The following is a 17,712-nucleotide window of genomic DNA, read 5'->3' as shown; positions in this document are numbered from 1 at the left end:
ACGCGGGTGTGTGCTCAAACTCTCGTCCGGTGGCCAGCGGCCCGCCGGTAGGGTGACGAGAGGTCCGCAGACCTCACGACGCAGGTGCGGACCGCACGGACCAGCCAAGAGGAGCGGTGGATGACGGTGGCCCCGAAGCGGCCCGCGGCGATGACGCTGGCGGCACACTTCCCGGAGCGCACGCAGGCCGAGTGGCGCGAGCTCGCCGCTGCCGTGGTCAACAAGAGCCGGCCGGAGGGCGAGCACCTCGACACCGACGCCGCCGTGGCGTCGATGCGCAGCCACCTGCCCGGTGGGCTCGTCGTCGAACCCCTCTACACGCGAGGCGACAGCACCGCGCCGATCGGCGTTCCCGGCGCCATGCCGTTCACTCGCGGCCGGGCCCTGCGTGACGCCGACGTCCCGTGGGACGTCCGCCAGGTCCACGACGATCCCGACGCCGCCGCGACCCGCAGGGCCGTCCTCGCCGACCTCGAGAACGGCGTCACCTCCGTCTGGCTCCACGTCGGTGCCGACGGGCTGGCCCCGGCCGACGTCGTCGAGGCGCTCGCGGACGTGCGTCTCGACCTCGCACCCGTCGTCGTCTCGTCGTGGGACGACCAGGTCGCCGCCGCCGACGCCCTGTATGCCGTCCTCTCCGCCTCCGCTGCCGGCTCCGGCAACCTCGGCCACGACCCGGTCGGCGCGGCGGCCCGCACCGGCAGGGCCCCCGACCTCGCACCGCTCGCCGGTGCCGTCGCGAGGCTGGCTGACCACGGTGAGGTGCGCGCCATCACTGTCGACACCCGGGTCCACGCCGACGCCGGGGCGACCGTGCCGGACGAGGTCGGCTTCGCGCTCGCGACGGGGGTGGCCTACCTGCGCCACCTCGAGGCCGAGGGTGTCGCCGTCGACGAGGCCTTCCGCCACATCGAGTTCAGGGTGAGCGCCGGCGCGGACCAGTTCCTCACGGCAGCCGCACTGCGCGCCCTGCGCCGCGCGTGGGCGCGAATCGGCGAGAGCATCGGCGTGCCCGAGCAGTCGCGCGGCGCGTTCACCCACGCCGTGACGTCCGGCCGGATGTTCACCCGTGACGACGCGTGGACCAACATCCTGCGCAGCACCCTGGCCACCTTCGGCGCGAGCATCGGCGGTGCCGACGCCATCACGGTGCTGCCGTTCGACACCGTCTCGGGCCTGCCGACGCCGTTCTCGCGCCGCATCGCCCGCAACACCCAGATCCTGCTCGCCGAGGAGTCCAACGTCGGTCGCGTCACCGACCCCGCCGGTGGTGCGTGGGCCGTCGAGGCGCTCACCGACGAGGTCGCGACGGCGGCGTGGGTGACGTTCCAGGAGGTCGAGCGCGCCGGCGGCATGGTCGACACGCTCGCGAACGGCGTTGTCGCAGAGCGCATCGCCGACGCCGTCGCCGAACGCGACGCCGAGCTCGCAACGCGCGTGCGCCCGATCACCGGGGTGAGCACGTTCCCGCTGGCGGGCGAGAGGCCGCTCGAGCGCCGTGCGCGCCAGGAGCTGTCGGTGTCGCCGGAGGCCATCGAGCCCCATCGCGACTCGGCCGTCTTCGAAGCGCTGCGGGACCGCTCCACGGCATACGCGGCACGGCACGGGCACCCGCCACGGGTCGCGGTGCCGCTGCTCGACGTCCCCCGCGCCGGTGACCGCCGCATCGACGCGGTCAACCTGCTCACCGTCGCCGGGATCGAGGCGGTCGGCGCCGACGAGCCCTCCGAGGCCGTGCTCGTCGCGGGGAGCAAGGGCTACGAGGGCGTGACCCCGGGCATGGACGTCGTCGACTTCCTGTCCTCCCTCCTCGACGTCATCGGAGCCCCCGGAACCCCACGAAGTTCTGCCCACGCCCAGCGTGGGACCCGCGCCGCTTCGCTCCCCCAGATCCTTCGTGAGGACCCCGCATGAGCACCATCCCCGACTTCAGCCAGGTCGAGCTCGGGGAGCCGACGGTGGGCGCCGACGGCGACGCCGCGGCCGCCGACGAGGGGCAGGTGTGGACGACGCCCGAGCAGATCGAGGTGCCGCCGCTCTACACCGAGGCCGACCTCGAGGGGCTCGACTTCCTCGACACCATTCCGGGCGCCCCGCCCTACCTGCGCGGGCCCTACCCCACGATGTACGTCAACCAGCCGTGGACGATCCGCCAGTACGCCGGGTTCTCGACGGCCGAGGAGTCCAACGCGTTCTACCGCCGCAACCTCGCCGCCGGGCAGAAGGGCCTGAGCGTCGCGTTCGACCTCGCGACCCACCGCGGCTACGACAGCGACCACCCGCGCGTCGAGGGTGACGTCGGCATGGCCGGGGTGGCGATCGACTCGATCTACGACATGCGCACCCTCTTCGACGGGATCCCGCTCGACCAGATGTCGGTGTCGATGACGATGAACGGAGCCGTCATCCCGGTGCTCGCGCTCTTCGTCGTCGCGGCCGAGGAGCAGGGCGTCGCACCGGAGCAGCTCTCGGGGACCATCCAGAACGACATCCTCAAGGAGTTCATGGTCCGCAACACCTACATCTACCCGCCCGAGCCGTCGATGCGGATCATCAGCGACATCTTCGCGTTCACCTCGGAGCGCATGCCGCGGTTCAACTCGATCTCGATCTCGGGCTACCACATGCAGGAGGCCGGGGCGACGCAGGACCTCGAGCTCGCCTACACCCTCGCCGACGGGGTCGAGTACCTCCGGGCGGGCAAGGCCGTGGGGCTCGACGTCGACCGCTTCGCGCCGCGGCTGTCGTTCTTCTGGGCCATCGGCATGAACTTCTTCATGGAGGTCGCGAAGATGCGCGCGGCCCGCCTCCTGTGGGCGCGGCTCGTCGAGGAACAGGGCGCGAAGAACCCGAAGTCGCTCAGCCTGCGCACCCACTGCCAGACGAGCGGCTGGTCGCTCACCGCCCAGGACGTCTTCAACAACGTCGTCCGCACGTGCATCGAGGCGATGGCGGCGACGCAGGGCCACACGCAGAGCCTGCACACCAACGCCCTCGACGAGGCGATCGCGCTGCCGACCGACTTCAGCGCCCGGATCGCCCGCAACACCCAGCTCGTCATCCAGCAGGAGTCGGGCACGACCCGCACCATCGACCCGTGGGCCGGCTCGGCCTACGTCGAGCGGCTCACCCACGACATCGCCGAGCGGGCGTGGGCGCACATCGAGGAGGTCGAGGCCGCCGGCGGCATGGCCAAGGCCATCGAGGCCGGCATCCCCAAGATGCGCATCGAGGAGGCGGCGGCCCGGACCCAGGCGCGCATCGACTCCGGCCAGCAGCCGGTCATCGGCGTCAACCGCTACGTCCCCGACCTCGACGAGGAGATCGACGTCCTCAAGGTCGACAACGCGGCGGTGCGCGCCAGCCAGGTCGCGAAGCTCGAGCGCCTGCGCGCCGAGCGCGACGACGACGTGTGCCGTGCCGCGCTCGAGCGCCTCACCGCGGCTGCGCGGGCCGGCTCTGACGGCAGCCTCGGGACCAACCTGCTCGCGCTCGCCATCGACGCGGCCCGGGCCAAGGCGACGGTCGGCGAGATGTCGCAGGCGATAGAGGAGGCCTTCGGCCGCTACACCGCCCAGATCCGTACGATCGGTGGGGTGTACTCCGACGAGGCCGGCTCCGACGCCACGGTGCGCCGGGCCCAGGACCTCGTCGAGGAGTTCGAGGAGGCCGAGGGTCGCCGGCCCCGCATCCTCGTCGCGAAGATGGGCCAGGACGGTCACGACCGCGGCCAGAAGGTCATCGCCACCGCCTTCGCCGACCTCGGCTTCGACGTCGACGTGGGTCCGCTCTTCCAGACGCCGACCGAGGTCGCCCGCCAGGCCGTCGAGTCCGACGTGCACGTCGTCGGCGTCTCGTCGCTCGCCGCCGGTCACCTCACGCTCGTGCCCGCGCTGCGCAAGGAGCTCGACGCGCTCGGTCGCGAGGACCTCATGATCGTCGTCGGTGGCGTCATCCCGACCCAGGACTTCGACGACCTGCGCGCCGCGGGTGCAGACGCGATCTACCCGCCCGGCACCGTCATCGCGACGGCCGCGATCGACCTCGTCGGCGACCTGCGCTCGCGGCTCCACGGCGACGGGGTCAAGGCGTGACGGCACGGCTCGCGCCGACCAGTCGGTGCCTGCGTGACCAGTCGGGCCCCGCAGTGGCACCGACTCGTCAGGCGACCGCCGACTGGCGCCTCCTGCACACCTCAGGGCGCGCGGCGGCGTGACGGGCGAGCTGTTCGACGGCGTCCGCGCGGGTCATCGCGCTGCCGTCGCCCGCGCCATCACGCTCGTCGAGTCGAGCCGACCCGACCACCGCGAGAGGGCACGGGCGCTCCTGCGGGAGCTCACGGCATACACGGGTTCGGCGGTCCGGGTCGGTGTCTCGGGGGTTCCCGGCGCGGGCAAGTCGACGTTCGTCAACGCGATGGGGCTGCGGCTCATCGACGCCGGGCACAAGGTGGCCGTCGTCGCCGTCGACCCGAGCTCGCGGCGCACCGGGGGCTCGATCCTCGGTGACCGCACGCGGATGGGTGAGCTGAGCGCGAGCGACTGCGCGTTCGTGCGCCCGAGCCCGAGCGGTCGCCACCTCGGGGGAGTGGCGCGGGCGACGCGCGAGTCGATGCTCGTGCTCGAGGCCGCGGGGTTCGACGTCGTCATCGTCGAGACGGTCGGCGTCGGCCAGAACGAGATCGCCGTCTCGGAGATGGTCGACACCTTCCTCCTGCTCACCCTCGCGCGTGCCGGCGACCAGCTCCAGGGGATCAAGCGCGGCATCCTCGAGCTGGCCGACGTCATCGCGGTCAACAAGGCCGACGGCGACGGCGAGAACCCCGCGAAGGCCGCGGCCAAGGACCTCGCCGCGGCGATGCGGCTCATGCTCCCGGGCGCCGACGTGCGGCGCCCGCCGGTGCTCACCTGCTCGGCGCAGACCGGCACCGGCCTCGACGAGGTCTGGGCGGCGGTGCTCGAACACCGGGAGCACCTCGAGTCGCAGGGCTCGCTCGAGTCGCGGCGCGCCCAGCAGCAGCAGGACTGGATGTGGGCGCTCGTCGAGTCGCACCTCGAGGAGGCGGTGCGCACGGCACCAGCGGTCCGCGAGCAGCGCGCCGAGATCGAGGCGGCCGTGCGGTCCGGCGAGCTCAGCGCCGTGGACGGCGCGGCCCGCGTCCTCGACCTCTTCCTGCCCCGGCGCGACTGATGGCGACTTCGCGGAGTGCTTCGCTGCGCGCGCAGCTCTGCGAAGTCGCCATCAGTCGGGGCGGGTCAGCCGGTCGCGGGGGTGCGCCAGCCGGGCGGGGCGATGCCGCGTCGCCGGGCCAGCCAGAGGAGCGCCGCGGTGACGACGGCGGTGGCGACGACGTTCATGGCCGCCGAGACGGGTGAGCCCTGGGACTCGCCCGAGACGTAGGACTCCTCGAGGCCGCCGAGCAGGATGCCGGTCGCCATGATGAGGACGTTGTTGACGACGTGGAGGACGATGACCGCCTCCAGCCCGCCGGTGCGCCAAGCGAGCCAGCAGCCGGCGACCGCGAGTGAGCCGAGCTCGATGATGATCCACGGGTCGGCGGAGCCGTGCGCCGCCGCGAAGGTCGCGGTCGAGAGCAACGTCGTCACACCGAGGGCGACGACGGGGGAGCGGAACCACGCGCCGACGCCCTGCACGAGCCCGCCCCGGAAGGCGACCTCCTCTCCCGCCGCCTGCAGGGGAGTGGTGAGCAGGGTGATGAGCAGCAGCGCGCCCCAGCGCTCCGGCCGGTCGAGGACCTCCTGGTCGAAGACGAACCACGTGAGCAGCAGGTAGGCCGCCCAGAGCGGGGTGACGACGAGCAGGCACCAGCCGAGCCAGCCCCACCGCAGCCGGCCGGCCACCGAGAGCACCCGCCAGGGGCTGCGCCGGAACCCTGCCCAGAGCGCGACGAGCGTAGCCGGGACGAGCGCGGCGAGCAGCAGGTTGAGCGACAGCGAGGCCCACGGGTTGAGCGGGTTGACCATCTCCTCCTCGGAGTCCACGAGGAAGAGCGCAGGGACCGAGAGCAGCGCGGCGGACACGACCCAGATCCCGGTGCCCACGGCCAGCGCGACGAGCGGCCGCCACCAGCGGTAGCGGGGCCCCCGCATCTGGTGCACGTAGGTGCGCGGCTCGCGCTCACCGGCCGCGAGTGCGGCGGCCTCCGCGGCGCGGTGCTCGGCGGCGAGCCGGTATGCCGCACGGTGCCGTGCCTGCCCGACGAACCACGCGGGCGGCTCGGTCGGCGACACGAGGACGGGGGTGCCGGCGCCGTGAGCGCCCCAGGCGGCTCGGCGCAGGCCCTCGGCCTCGGGCGCCTCCGGCCAGGCCAGAAACCACAGGCCGTCGAAGCCGGCGAGGTCGGCCCCGTCCACGCGCCGCGTCGTCAGCGGCGACCACTCGAGGTCGGGAGCCGCCTCGCGGGAGAGCGCCCTGGCGCGGGCGAGCGACTGCTGGTCCTCGAGGTGGCCGGGGTCCCCCACGGCTGCGATGCGCACGGTCATGGGCACAGTCTCACCGAGCGTGCTGGGAGGATCATCGACCCGCGGTCGCGGACGGCATACGACCTTCGTCTGACGGGCAGGCGCCGATTTCGTGCTCGGCGCGGGCTCCCGTAGGATGGAGCGTCGGTCTCGTGTGCTCACGCACGCGCGGCCACACTTCCATGGTTCCACTGGTGGCCTTCGCGCCGCACCCAGGGTGGGGCCAGCAACGGATTGAGAGGGTATGGCCAAGAAGGACGGCGTCATCGAGATCGAGGGCACCATCGTTGAGGCGCTCCCCAACGCGATGTTCCGCGTGGAGCTCACCAACGGGCACAAGGTGCTCGCCCACATCTCGGGCAAGATGCGTCAGCACTACATCCGGATCCTCCCCGAGGACCGCGTGGTGGTGGAGCTCAGCCCCTACGACCTGACCCGAGGCCGCATCGTCTTCCGCTACCGCTGACCGGGTCCGCCCGCAGCAGCAGCACCCCGCAACACCAGCAAGACCCGGGACAGACGTCCTGGCCCGGGACGGATCGACACGACAGCAAAGGCGACATGAAGGTTCAGCCGAGCGTCAAGAAGATCTGTGACAAGTGCAAGGTGATCCGCCGCAACGGCCGGGTCATGGTCATCTGCGAGAACCCGCGCCACAAGCAGCGCCAGGGCTGACCGCAGACCCCATTCCCGCAAGGGAACCCGCACGAGGCACAGCCTTCGAGCACACGCAAGAAATCCATGATGAGAACGCAGCGCCCGACCCCCTCGAGCGTCACCTGAAGAGGTGAGCGAGGGACGTCACCCCCGGCCCGGAGGCCGGGGACCGGGAACCACGGAGATCCGTGGAGCAAGCCCGGACCGGCGTTGCACCAGACCTCCGGAAACACAGAACAGGAACCATCTCAAGATGGCACGTCTCCAAGGAGTCGATCTGCCGCGCGAGAAGCGCGTCGAGATCGCACTGACCTACATCTTCGGTGTGGGCCGCTCCAGCTCGCAGAAGGCCCTCGCCGCCACCGGCGTGGACCCCAACACCCGCGTCAAGGACCTCACCGACGCCGACCTCGTCGCCCTGCGTGACTGGATCGACGAGAACCTCAAGGTCGAGGGTGACCTCCGCCGTGAGGTCCAGGCCGACATCCGCCGCAAGGTCGAGATCGGCTCGTACGAGGGCCTGCGCCACCGTCGCGGCCTCCCCGTCCGCGGTCAGCGGACCAAGACCAACGCGCGCACCCGCAAGGGTCCGAAGCGCACTGTCGCCGGCAAGAAGAAGGTTGGTAAGTAATGCCTCCCAAGGGCCGTATGGCTGCGGGCGCCAAGAAGGTGCGCCGCAAGGAGAAGAAGAACATCGCCGTGGGCCAGGCCCACATCAAGTCGACGTTCAACAACACGATCATCTCGATCACCGACCCCACCGGTGCCGTCATCAGCTGGGCCTCGGCCGGCCAGGTCGGCTTCAAGGGCTCGCGCAAGTCCACCCCGTTCGCCGCGCAGACCGCCGCCGAGGCTGCTGCCCGCCGCGCCATGGACCACGGCATGCGCAAGGTCGACGTCTTCGTCAAGGGTCCCGGCTCCGGCCGCGAGACCGCGATCCGCTCCCTGACCGCTGCCGGTCTCGAGGTCGGTTCGATCCAGGACGTCACGCCCTCGCCGCACAACGGTGTCCGCCCGCCCAAGCGCCGCCGCGTCTGAGCGCCTGAGAAGACGGAAAGAGAACCCAGAACATGGCTCGTTACACCGGCCCCATCACCAAGAAGTCGCGTCGCCTCAAGGTCGACCTCGTCGGCGGCGACAAGAACTTCGACCTGCGCCCCTTCCCGCCCGGCCAGCACGGCCGTCGCCGGATGCAGGAGAAGGAGTACCTCACCCAGCTGCAGGAGAAGCAGAAGGCCCGCTTCACCTACGGCGTCATGGAGAAGCAGTTCCGCCGCTACTACAAGGAAGCGGCGAACCGCCCCGGCAAGACCGGTGAGAACATCCTGACGATCCTCGAGTCCCGCCTCGACAACGTCATCTACCGCGCGGGCCTCGCCCGCACCCGTCGTGCCGCCCGTCAGCTCGTGACGCACGGCCACTTCGAGGTCAACGGCAAGCGCGTGGACGTCCCGTCCTACCGCGTCGAGCAGTACGACATCATCACCGTCCGCAAGCAGTCGACGGAGAAGCTGCCGATCCAGCTCGCCCGTGAGACCTTCGGCGACCGCCCCACCCCGGCCTGGATCCAGGTCGTCCCGGGCTCGCTGCAGATCCTCATCCACTCGCTCCCGGTGCGTGCGCAGATCGACAGCCAGCTCACCGAGCAGCTCATCGTCGAGTTCTACTCCAAGAACTGACCGAACGACCCGGTATGCCGTGTGCGCCACTGGCGCACACGGCTGCCGGAATCGTCCAGGCCCGGTCGGGCAAGCCCTCGCGGCCTGCCCGCCCGGCTCCTGGAATGCTTGTCTGCGTCACGGACAGAGGTGACGTGGGCGGTCGGGGCCAGACCCCGGCAGTTTCACGAGGCGTCATATAGCGGTCGCCCGTGGGAAGGAAATCACCGTGCTCATCGCACAGCGTCCACTCCTCTCCGAGGACGTCATCTCCGAGAACCGGAGCCGGTTCGTCATCGAGCCGCTGGAGCCGGGCTTCGGCTACACGCTCGGCAACAGCCTCCGTCGCACCCTGCTCTCGAGCATCCCGGGTGCCGCCGTGACGAGCATCCGCATCGACGGCGTGCTCCACGAGTTCTCCACGATCCCCGGGGTCAAGGAGGACGTCACCGAGATCATCCTCAACATCAAGGGTCTGGTCGTCTCCTCGGAGCACGACGAGCCGGTCGTCATGTACCTGCGCAAGCAGGGTGCGGGCGCCGTCACCGCCGCCGACATCGCGCCCCCGGCCGGTGTCGAGGTCATCAACCCCGACCTGCACATCGCGACGCTCAACGACAAGGGCAGCATCGAGATGGAGCTGACCGTCGAGCGCGGTCGCGGCTATGTCTCCGCCGCCCAGAACAAGTCCGGTGACCAGGAGATCGGCCGCATCCCGGTCGACTCCATCTACAGCCCGGTCCTCAACGTCACCTACAAGGTCGAGCTGACCCGAGTCGAGCAGCGCACCGACTTCAACAGCCTCGTCCTCGACGTCGAGACCAAGCAGGCCGTCTCCCCGCGCGACGCGCTCGCCTCCGCCGGCAAGACCCTCGTCGAGCTGTTCGGCCTCGCCCGTGAGCTCAACGTCGAGGCCGAGGGCATCGACATGGGCCCGTCGCCGACGGACGCCGCGCTCGCTGCCGACCTCGCCCTCCCGATCGAGGACCTCGACCTCACGGTCCGTTCCTACAACTGCCTCAAGCGCGAGGGCATCCACACCGTGGGTGAGCTCGTCGGTCGCAGCGAGGCGGACCTGCTCGACATCCGCAACTTCGGTCAGAAGTCCATCGACGAGGTCAAGGCCAAGCTCCACGGCATGGGCCTGGCGCTCAAGGACAGCCCCGCCGGCTTCGACCCGAGCCAGATCGCTTCCTACGACGACGAGTTCAGCTTCGCCGACGCCGACGACGCCGAGGACGCGTCGTTCGCCGAGGACGAGCAGCTCTGACGCTGACCCACATCAAGGAGTAAAGACATGCCTACCCCCACCAAGGGTCCCCGTCTCGGAGGCGGCCCGGCTCACGAGCGGCTCATCCTGGCCAACCTCGTGACCTCGCTGTTCGAGCACGACTCCATCACGACGACCGAGTCGAAGGCCAAGCGCCTCCGCCCGCTCGCCGAGCGCCTCATCACGTTCGCCAAGCGCGGTGACCTCCACGCCCGTCGCCGGGTCATGACGGTCGTCCGTGACAAGGGCGTCGTGCACCGCCTCTTCGTCGAGGTCGCCCCCGACATGGCCGAGCGCCAGGGTGGCTACACGCGGATCACGAAGATCGGTCCCCGCAAGGGCGACAACGCCCCCATGGCGGTCATCGAGCTCGTCCGCGAGCCCGTCGCCAAGAAGGCCACCGTCAAGGAGGCCGAGGGCGCGACGAAGCGTGCCGCCAAGGAGTCCAAGGCTGCCGACGAGGCCAAGGCCGCCGACGCCGAGGCCACCGACGAGCCGACCGTGGACGAGACGTCGACGGAGGCCACCGAGACCGAGGCCACGCAGGCCGAGGCCACGGACGCCGAGGCCACCGAGCAGGACAAGGGCGACAAGGCCTGACCTGCTGCTCCACGGCATACGTGACAGGGCCGGTCACCTCCTCGTGAGGTGACCGGCCCTTCCGTATGCCGTCGACCGCGTCCCGCCGCCCGGTCTCGGTTCGTGTCGGGGCGGGGGACCTCCGTAGTCTGGCCGCCATGGACTGGAACGCCTACGACGCTGCCCTCTTCGACCTCGACGGTGTGCTCACCCCGACGGCAGAGGTGCACATGAGGGCGTGGGACGAGATGTTCAACACCTACCTCTCGTCCAAGGGCATCGAGCAGCCCTACACCGACCAGGACTACTTCGACCACGTCGACGGCCGCCCCCGCTACGACGGCGTGCGCGCGTTCCTCACCTCGCGCGGGATCGAGCTGCCCGAGGGCGACCCGTCGGACAGCCCCGACGAGGAGACCGTGAGCGGCCTCGGCAACCGCAAGAACGACGCCTTCAACGCGGTCCTCGCGCGCGACGGCGTGGAAGCGTATGCCGGCTCGCTCAGGCTGCTCGACGCCCTCGCCGAACGCGGCACGAAGATGGCGGTCGTCTCCTCCTCGAAGAACGCGCCGGCGGTGCTCGAGGCGGCCGGCATCGCGGACCGCTTCCCGGTCGTCGTGTCCGGCGCGGTCGCGGCCGAGCTGGGGCTGGCGGGCAAGCCGTCGCCCGAGACGTTCCTGCACGCCGCGAGCGAGCTGGGGGTCGACAAGGAGCGCGCCGTCGTCCTCGAGGACGCGACCTCGGGAGTCAAGGCCGGGCGGGACGGCGACTTCGGGCTCGTCATCGGCGTCGACCGCGGCGCCGGGTCCGAGGGGCTCACCGCGGCCGGTGCCGACGTCGTCGTGCGCGACCTCGAGGAGCTGCTGCCGTGAGGTTCGACTTCGACGGGTCCGACCCGCTGGACCGCGAGCGCTTCCCCGTCGACGAGTGGCGGCTCGTCGAGACCTTTCCCAGCGACGGCGACCTCGGGCACACCGAGACCCTCTTCGCCATCGGCAACGGCTACCTCGGCATGCGCGGCAACCCGCCCGAGGGCCGGCCGTCCGCGGCACACGGCACCTTCGTCAACGGGTTCCACGAGACCTGGGACATCCACCATGCCGAGCAGGCGTACGGCTTCGCCCACACCGGCCAGACGATCGTCAACGTGCCCGACAGCAAGGTCATGAAGCTCTACGTCGACGACGAGCCGCTGCTCCTCTCGACCGCCGACCTCGTCGATTACGAGCGCTCGGTCGACTTCCGCGACGGCATCCTGCGCCGCCACCTCGTCTGGCGCACGCCGTCGGGCAAGGTCGTCCAGGTCGACACGACCGCGATGATCTCGTTCGTCGAGCGCCACCTCGCCATCCTCTCGATCGAGGTGACGATGCTGGCCGGCAGCGCCCCCGTCGTCATCTCGAGCCAGATCCTCAACCGGCAGGACGGCGCCGACGAGTACCAGGACCGGGAGGCGATGGCCAGGAAGGGGGGCTGGGACCCGCGTCAGGCCGGTGCGTTCGCGTCGCGGGTGCTCGTGCCGCAGGGCGACTGGCACAGCGACCGTCGGATGATCCTGGGCTACAAGTGCGCCCGCTCGGGCATGACCCTCGCCGTCGGCGCCGACCACACCATCGAGACCGACAACGTCGTCGAGGAGCTCATCGACACCGAGCCCGACCTCGGCAAGAAGGTCTACCGTGTCGACGCCGCCGAGGGGCGGACCATCCGGGTCACCAAGGCGGTCGCCTACCACTCCTCCCGAGGGGTGCCTGCGCGCGAGCTCTTCGACCGCTGCCGCCGCACCCTCGACCGGGTCCGCCGCGACGGCGTGCAGGTCCAGCTCGACCAGCAGCGGAGCTGGGTGGAGAAGTACTGGGCCAACGCCGACGTCGAGGTCGAGGGTCACCCCGAGGTGCAGCAGGCCGTGCGGTGGAACCTCTTCCAGATCGCGCAGGCCGCCGCCCGTGCCGACCAGTTCGGCGTGGCCGCCAAGGGCGTCACCGGCAGCGGCTACGAGGGGCACTACTTCTGGGACACCGAGATCTACGTCGTCCCGTTCCTCGCCCACACCTTCCCGACCGCCGCCAAGAACCTCCTGCGCTTCCGGGTCAACCTGCTCGAGCACGCCCGTGCCCGGGCGCGCGAGCTCGCCCAGCGCGGCGCACTCTTCCCGTGGCGGACGATCAACGGCCTCGAGGCGTCGGCCTACTACGCGGCCGGGACCGCGCAGTACCACATCGACGCGGACGTCGCGTATGCCGTGGCGCGCTACTGCGACGCGACCGGCGACCGGGACTTCCTCCGGCGCGACGGCGCGGAGATCCTCGTCGAGACCGCACGTCTGTGGGCCGACCTCGGATTCTGGAGGGTCGACGGCGGACGGACGTTCCACATCCACGGAGTCACCGGGCCGGACGAGTACACGACGGTCGTCAACAACAACCTCTTCACCAACGTCATGGCCCGCTTCAACCTCGAGCGGGCGGCCGCGGTCGTGAGGAGGCTGCGCGAGGAGGACCCGACGGCATACGCGCTCCTGCGGTCCCGGCTCAACCTCCAGGACGGGGAGGTCGACGAGTGGGAGGACTGTGCCGCCCACATGGCGGTGCCCTTCGACGAGGGGCTGGGCATCCACCCCCAGGACGAGAACTTCCTCGACCGCGAGCTCTGGGACCTGTCGCAGACGCCGCCGGAGAAGCGGCCGCTGCTGCTCAACTACCACCCGCTCGTCATCTACCGGTTCCAGGTGCTCAAGCAGGCCGACGTCGTCCTCGCGATGCTGCTCCAGGGCGACCGCTTCACCTCCGAGGAGAAGCGGCGCAACTTCGAGTACTACGACCCGATCACGACGGGTGACTCGTCGCTGAGCGCGGTCGTGCAGTCGATCATCGCCGCCGAGGTCGGGCACCACCACTGGGCGATGCACTACTTCCTCTCCGGGCTCTTCGTCGACCTCGCCGACCTCCACGGCAACACCTCCGACGGCGTGCACATCGCCTCGGCCGGTGGCGTGTGGAACGCGCTCGTCTACGGGTTCGCCGGGATGCGCGACTACGGCCACGGGCTCACCTTCGACCCCCGCCTCCCGAGCGCGTGGCCGAGCCTGCGGTTCCCGCTGCGGGTCCACGACACCCGACTGCGCGTCGTGCTCGAGCCGGACGCGATCACGTTCACCCTGCTCGAGGGAGAGCCGGTATCGGTGTCCGTCCGCGGCGAGAGCCACAAGGTGGGTGCCGACGGACCGACCCGCGTCCCGCTCGACGGACAGGGGCCGCGCCTCACCCACCTCGTGCCGCGCCAGCCGGCGCCGGTCGTGCGTGCCGACGGGACCGTCATCACCGCGGGGGTGCCGACAGACCCGGAGACGCTCGCGGAGGAGGCGGCGCTGCAGGCGGGGTCTGCTCAGCCGATCTCGACGGTGCCACCGCAGCGCCAGTAGGTGCCGTCCCGGCGGTCGAGGAAGCCCTCCTCGACGAGGTAGCGGCGCAGCGCGGCGTGGTCCGGATGGCGCCGCCGCAGGATCTCGTTGACCTGCGCCTCCGGATAGGTCTCGCCGAGCTCGAAGTCCTGGGCGACGAGGTCGAGGACGACCAGCCGCTTCGAGATCCTCGTCGGGATCGACGCGAGCCGCCCGTCCGCGCCGACGAAGGCCCGCAGGACGGTGTCGCGCTGGCGAAGGGCGTCGGTGAGGGCGGGGCGGTCCATGCCCGCGAGCCTAGGGAGCCGTCGCGCCCCGCGCGAGCGACTTCCGCCCGCCCTCGGCACGCCGTCGGTCGGGTCCGGCGAAGTGGCGCGCGAGCGGGACGAGGGCGAGCACGAGGACGAGTGGGACGGCATACCCGATTCGCAGGTTGCCCGACCCGACGGCACCGGTGAGGACGGCACCGAGGAGCGCACCGACATAGTTGAACTGGTTGAACCGGGCGATCGTCGCGTCCACCCTGGCCTGCCTCATGACGGAGTCGTCGCCGGGGTCGGAGGCGTCTCCGGCGATGCGGGCCGCGGCCGAGAAGGCGAGCGGGGCGATGACCGCGACGCCGAGGCCGACGACGAAGAACCCGAGGATGGCGACCTGCCACGCCGAGGCCGGGGCGAGGACGACGACGAGCAGGCCCGCGAAGGCGATGAGCGCGCCCGAGCGAACGACCGCGGTGGGCCCGAACCGCGCCGTGAGGCCGTCGCCGAGTACCCGGGCCAGCAGGGTCGCGGCGAGGTAGGGGAGGGTCGCCAGCGCGACCATCGCACTGCTCGTCGGCGGGTCGTCGAACACCGTGTCGCTGCTGAGGTAGGTCGGGCCCCACGCGGTCGCCGCGGTGTCGACCATGTAGAAGAGGACGAGCGCCACACCGACGAGCAGGATCCGCCGCCACGGCAGGCCGAGCCGGGCGAGCGAGGGTTCGTCGGCATCGGGCCTGACCGGTGGGGCGGCGGTGATGTCGCGGCGCAGGAACGGCGCGAGGGTGGTGAGCGCGGGCGCGAGCGCGAGCAGCCACGCGAGGATGGGGAACGGCATCGGCACGAACGCCAGCCCGGTGGCGACGAGGCCGCCGGCGGTCCAGGCCGCGTGGAACGACGGCAGGACCGGCCGGCCGAGTCGGTGCTCGAGTGCCACCGCCTGCATGTTGCTCGCCGCGTCGTTGGCGCCGAGGCCGAGCCCGTAGATCGCGACACCGGCGACGAGGACGGGCAGCAGGCCGTCGCTCCGGGTGGCCGCGCCGAGGATGACGAACCCGGCGGCGATGAGGGCGAGGGCCGCCCGCACGGTGGTCGCGCTGTCGCTGCGTGCGGCCATGCGTTCGGCGACGACCGAGCCCAGCCCGGCGGGGAGCACGAGCAGGAGCATGAGGCCCGAGAGCGCGAGCTCGGAGAGGCCGAAGAGGTCGCGCAGGAGGGGCAGCCGAAGCGTGAGCGAGATGAAGAGCAGCCCCTGCACGCCGAACGCCGCGCTCGTCGCAAGGCGTGCCCGTGTCGCAGTCACGACCGCCAGCGTAGGCCGCCGAGCGTCAGCCCAGCGCGCCGCCGACGCGGGACCATGCCTGGCGACCGGCACGGCCGTCGTAGGTCCACAGCGCGCCGTCGTTGCCGCGTCCGAACGCCACCCAGCTGCCGGGACCCCGGGAGGCGACCCCGGGGGCGCCGGTGAGCTCGCCTCCGATGGCCGTGACGAAGGAGCCGATCGCGACGACGGGCGTGACGCCGTTGCGGGTGACGACGACGCTCGAGCCCGGCGTCGCGGCCGGCGCCGACCAGGTGTAGCGGGAGCCCACGGCCGCCCAGCCGCGCCCGACGCCGGTGCTCGTGAGGAGGCTGTCCCACAGGCGTCCGTCGCTGCCGCGCACGAGAACGCGCACGGTGCCGGTGCCCGGGTCGGCAGCGGCGGCGGGCGCGCTCGTGACGACACCGTTGATCGTCGACCAGCTCGCCCAGCGGGAGCCGTCCCAGCGGATCCGCCAGAGTGCGTCGCCGCTGCGCGCGACGGCGTCGAGGGTGCCCGAGGCCAACGATGCGGCGGCGGGTGCGCCACGGATCGAGCCGCCGAGGTCGCCCCACGGTGCGAAGGCGCCACCCGCGCTCCACGTGTGCACGAGGGTCCCCGCCGGGCCACGTGCGAACAGGTCGACGCGAGAGCCACCCCAGCTCACGGCGGCCGGTGCGGAGGTGACGACCCCCGGCACCGCCTGCCACGCCCCGAACGCGCCGCCGGCGACGGCCTGCGTCGTGTGCCACACCCGCCCGTCGGTGGCGCGCACGAAGACCGTCACGGCGCCGGACCGCACGACCGCCGAGACGCCGCTCGGTGAGACGTCGAGCCCGGGCGTGAAGGCCTGCGGCGTCGCGGTCGGGTCGAGCCGCAGCACCCGGTCGCCGCTGCCGTTGCTCGTGCTGACGAGCACCGACCCGTTGGCCGCGGACTGCACCGTGCGAACGCGACCCACGGTGCCGTCGAGCGCAGCCACCTGCTCGTTGCCGCGCACCCGGCCGTCGGGCGTGAGCGACAGGACTCGCACGCCCGCGCCCTTGAGCTCGGCCACGGCGAGCGCGCCCTCCCAGCGACCCCAGCGGCTGCCGCTCAGGAAGGTCGCGCCGCTCGTCGCGACGGTCGGGCGGCCCGAGCGCCAGCGGGCCGAGACGGCGTCCGGGAACTCGGCGAGGTCGGTCATGGGGACGGACTCGTCGTAGCCAGGCACAGGGTTCCAGCCGTAGTTGCCCCCGGACACGAGCCGGTTGACCTCGTCGTCGACGTCGGGGCCGTGCTCGGCGCTCCACATCTCGCTCGTGCCCGGTCGCAGCGCGAGCCCCTGAACGTTGCGGTGACCGTAGGTCCACACCTTGGCCGCGTTGCCCCCGCGCGAGAAGAACGGGTTGGAGCTCGGCGCCGCGCCGGTGCTCGCGACTCGCAACGTCTTGCCGCCGAGGGAGGTGAGGCTCTGCGGGGTCGTCCCGATGGCGGCGTCCCCGGTGCCGACGTGCAGCATCCCGTCGGGCGCGAACCGGAGGCGGCACCCGCCGTGCCGGCCGCTGCTGATGGGGAGGCCGGTGACGACCGGAGCCCCCGAGCGGCTGGCCGAGGTGCCGCTGCTCACCAGGACCCACCGCAGCACGCGGATGTCGACGGGGGAGGAGCCGCTGCCCCTGTAGGCCTGGCAGGTGTAATACGTCCGGTTCGTCGCGAAGCCGGGGTCGGTGACGAGCCCCATGAGGCCGGACTCCGACCCGACGAAGAGGTCGCCCTGCGCGGTGCTCACCGTCTGCACGGTCCCGTTGGTGCGGATGAGCCGGGTGGCGCCGCCTCGCTGGGTGAACAGCACCTCACCGGACGGCAGGGCGGCGACGTCCCACGGGAGGGACAGCCCGCTCGCGAGCGTGGTGAGGCGGGAGCCGGGTGCGGACGCGGCGGTGAGTGACGGTGCCGCTGCGGCCGGAGCAGCCGCGGCGCGGGCCGGCGCGGGGGACAGCCCTGCGGCGGGCGCCAAGCCCGCGGCGGTGGTGCCGGCGACCACACCGCCGACGACGAGGATGCGCCCGAACCGCGCCATTGCTCGAGCGTAGACCCGCGCGCCCGCCGCGGCGACCCGAGCAGCGG

At 71.7% G+C, this 17,712-nt stretch carries 16 protein-coding genes; 12 read left to right on the top strand and 4 right to left on the bottom strand.

Annotation, left to right across the window (positions count from 1 at the left end; genetic code table 11):
- Positions 1-120: 120 nt before the first annotated feature.
- From ACOJV7_RS03510 to meaB, 3 genes are all read left to right on the top strand, one after another.
- Positions 121-1,914, top strand: a complete 1,794-nt coding sequence (locus ACOJV7_RS03510; RefSeq protein ID WP_420188772.1) for a methylmalonyl-CoA mutase subunit beta — start codon at positions 121-123, stop codon at positions 1,912-1,914.
- Positions 1,911-4,094, top strand: coding sequence for a methylmalonyl-CoA mutase (gene scpA, locus ACOJV7_RS03505; protein ID WP_420188771.1), 2,184 nt, complete (start codon positions 1,911-1,913; stop codon positions 4,092-4,094). Before ACOJV7_RS03510 ends, scpA begins: the two co-directional genes overlap by 4 nt.
- Positions 4,095-4,212: 118 nt before the next feature.
- A complete protein-coding gene (gene meaB / locus ACOJV7_RS03500) occupies positions 4,213-5,190 on the top strand; it encodes a methylmalonyl Co-A mutase-associated GTPase MeaB (RefSeq protein WP_420188770.1) in 978 nt (325 codons plus the stop codon).
- Positions 5,191-5,255: 65 nt separating this feature from the next.
- Here the strand turns inward: meaB and ACOJV7_RS03495 are convergent, their stop codons facing one another.
- Positions 5,256-6,503, bottom strand: coding sequence for a CPBP family intramembrane glutamic endopeptidase (locus ACOJV7_RS03495; protein WP_420188769.1), 1,248 nt, complete (start codon positions 6,501-6,503; stop codon positions 5,256-5,258).
- A gap of 223 nt (positions 6,504-6,726) precedes the next feature.
- On the opposite strand from ACOJV7_RS03495, the gene infA reads away from it, so the two are divergent.
- From infA to ACOJV7_RS03450, 9 genes are all read left to right on the top strand, one after another.
- On the top strand, positions 6,727-6,948 hold the full coding sequence (gene infA, locus ACOJV7_RS03490; protein WP_006946284.1) for a translation initiation factor IF-1: 222 nt from the start codon (positions 6,727-6,729) through the stop codon (positions 6,946-6,948).
- A gap of 95 nt (positions 6,949-7,043) precedes the next feature.
- Positions 7,044-7,157 carry a 50S ribosomal protein L36 gene (gene rpmJ, locus ACOJV7_RS03485; RefSeq protein ID WP_009775928.1) on the top strand — a complete coding sequence of 38 codons (114 nt, stop codon included), beginning with the start codon at positions 7,044-7,046 and terminating at the stop codon, positions 7,155-7,157.
- A 235-nt stretch (positions 7,158-7,392) separates the two neighbouring features.
- Entirely contained in the window at positions 7,393-7,770 is a 378-nt protein-coding gene (gene rpsM, locus ACOJV7_RS03480) for a 30S ribosomal protein S13 (RefSeq protein WP_035946998.1), read from the top strand.
- A complete protein-coding gene (rpsK, locus tag ACOJV7_RS03475) occupies positions 7,770-8,177 on the top strand; it encodes a 30S ribosomal protein S11 (RefSeq protein WP_035947000.1) in 408 nt (135 codons plus the stop codon). Before rpsM ends, rpsK begins: the two co-directional genes overlap by 1 nt.
- Before the next feature lie 32 nt (positions 8,178-8,209).
- On the top strand, positions 8,210-8,818 hold the full coding sequence (gene rpsD / locus ACOJV7_RS03470) for a 30S ribosomal protein S4 (protein WP_420188768.1): 609 nt from the start codon (positions 8,210-8,212) through the stop codon (positions 8,816-8,818).
- Between the two features lie 208 nt (positions 8,819-9,026).
- Complete coding sequence (locus ACOJV7_RS03465) at positions 9,027-10,067, top strand: DNA-directed RNA polymerase subunit alpha (protein ID WP_420188767.1); 1,041 nt, start codon at positions 9,027-9,029, stop codon at positions 10,065-10,067.
- Positions 10,068-10,094: 27 nt separating this feature from the next.
- Entirely contained in the window at positions 10,095-10,667 is a 573-nt protein-coding gene (rplQ, locus tag ACOJV7_RS03460; protein WP_420188766.1) for a 50S ribosomal protein L17, read from the top strand.
- Between the two features lie 137 nt (positions 10,668-10,804).
- Positions 10,805-11,518 carry an HAD family hydrolase gene (locus ACOJV7_RS03455; protein ID WP_420188765.1) on the top strand — a complete coding sequence of 238 codons (714 nt, stop codon included), beginning with the start codon at positions 10,805-10,807 and terminating at the stop codon, positions 11,516-11,518.
- The gene (locus tag ACOJV7_RS03450) at positions 11,515-14,067 is read left to right on the top strand and encodes a glycoside hydrolase family 65 protein (protein WP_420188764.1); all 2,553 of its coding nucleotides are present in this window, start codon (positions 11,515-11,517) and stop codon (positions 14,065-14,067) included. Before ACOJV7_RS03455 ends, ACOJV7_RS03450 begins: the two co-directional genes overlap by 4 nt.
- Here the strand turns inward: ACOJV7_RS03450 and ACOJV7_RS03445 are convergent.
- The 3 genes from ACOJV7_RS03445 to ACOJV7_RS03435 are packed head-to-tail and all read right to left on the bottom strand — an operon-like array spanning position 14,031 to position 17,665.
- Positions 14,031-14,333, bottom strand: a complete 303-nt coding sequence (locus ACOJV7_RS03445) for a DUF2087 domain-containing protein (protein WP_420188763.1) — start codon at positions 14,331-14,333, stop codon at positions 14,031-14,033. The genes ACOJV7_RS03450 and ACOJV7_RS03445 overlap by 37 nt on opposite strands.
- A gap of 10 nt (positions 14,334-14,343) precedes the next feature.
- The gene (locus ACOJV7_RS03440; protein ID WP_420188762.1) at positions 14,344-15,606 is read right to left on the bottom strand and encodes an MFS transporter; all 1,263 of its coding nucleotides are present in this window, start codon (positions 15,604-15,606) and stop codon (positions 14,344-14,346) included.
- 25 nt (positions 15,607-15,631) lie between these two features.
- A complete protein-coding gene (locus ACOJV7_RS03435) occupies positions 15,632-17,665 on the bottom strand; it encodes a PQQ-dependent sugar dehydrogenase (RefSeq protein ID WP_420188761.1) in 2,034 nt (677 codons plus the stop codon).
- Positions 17,666-17,712 lie beyond the last annotated feature (47 nt).

Source organism: Knoellia tibetensis (assembly GCF_048606415.1).
Lineage (GTDB): Bacteria > Actinomycetota > Actinomycetes > Actinomycetales > Dermatophilaceae > Knoellia > Knoellia tibetensis.
The sequence above is the reverse complement of the archived record's forward strand: the minus strand, read 5'-3'. Positions and strand labels throughout refer to the sequence as shown.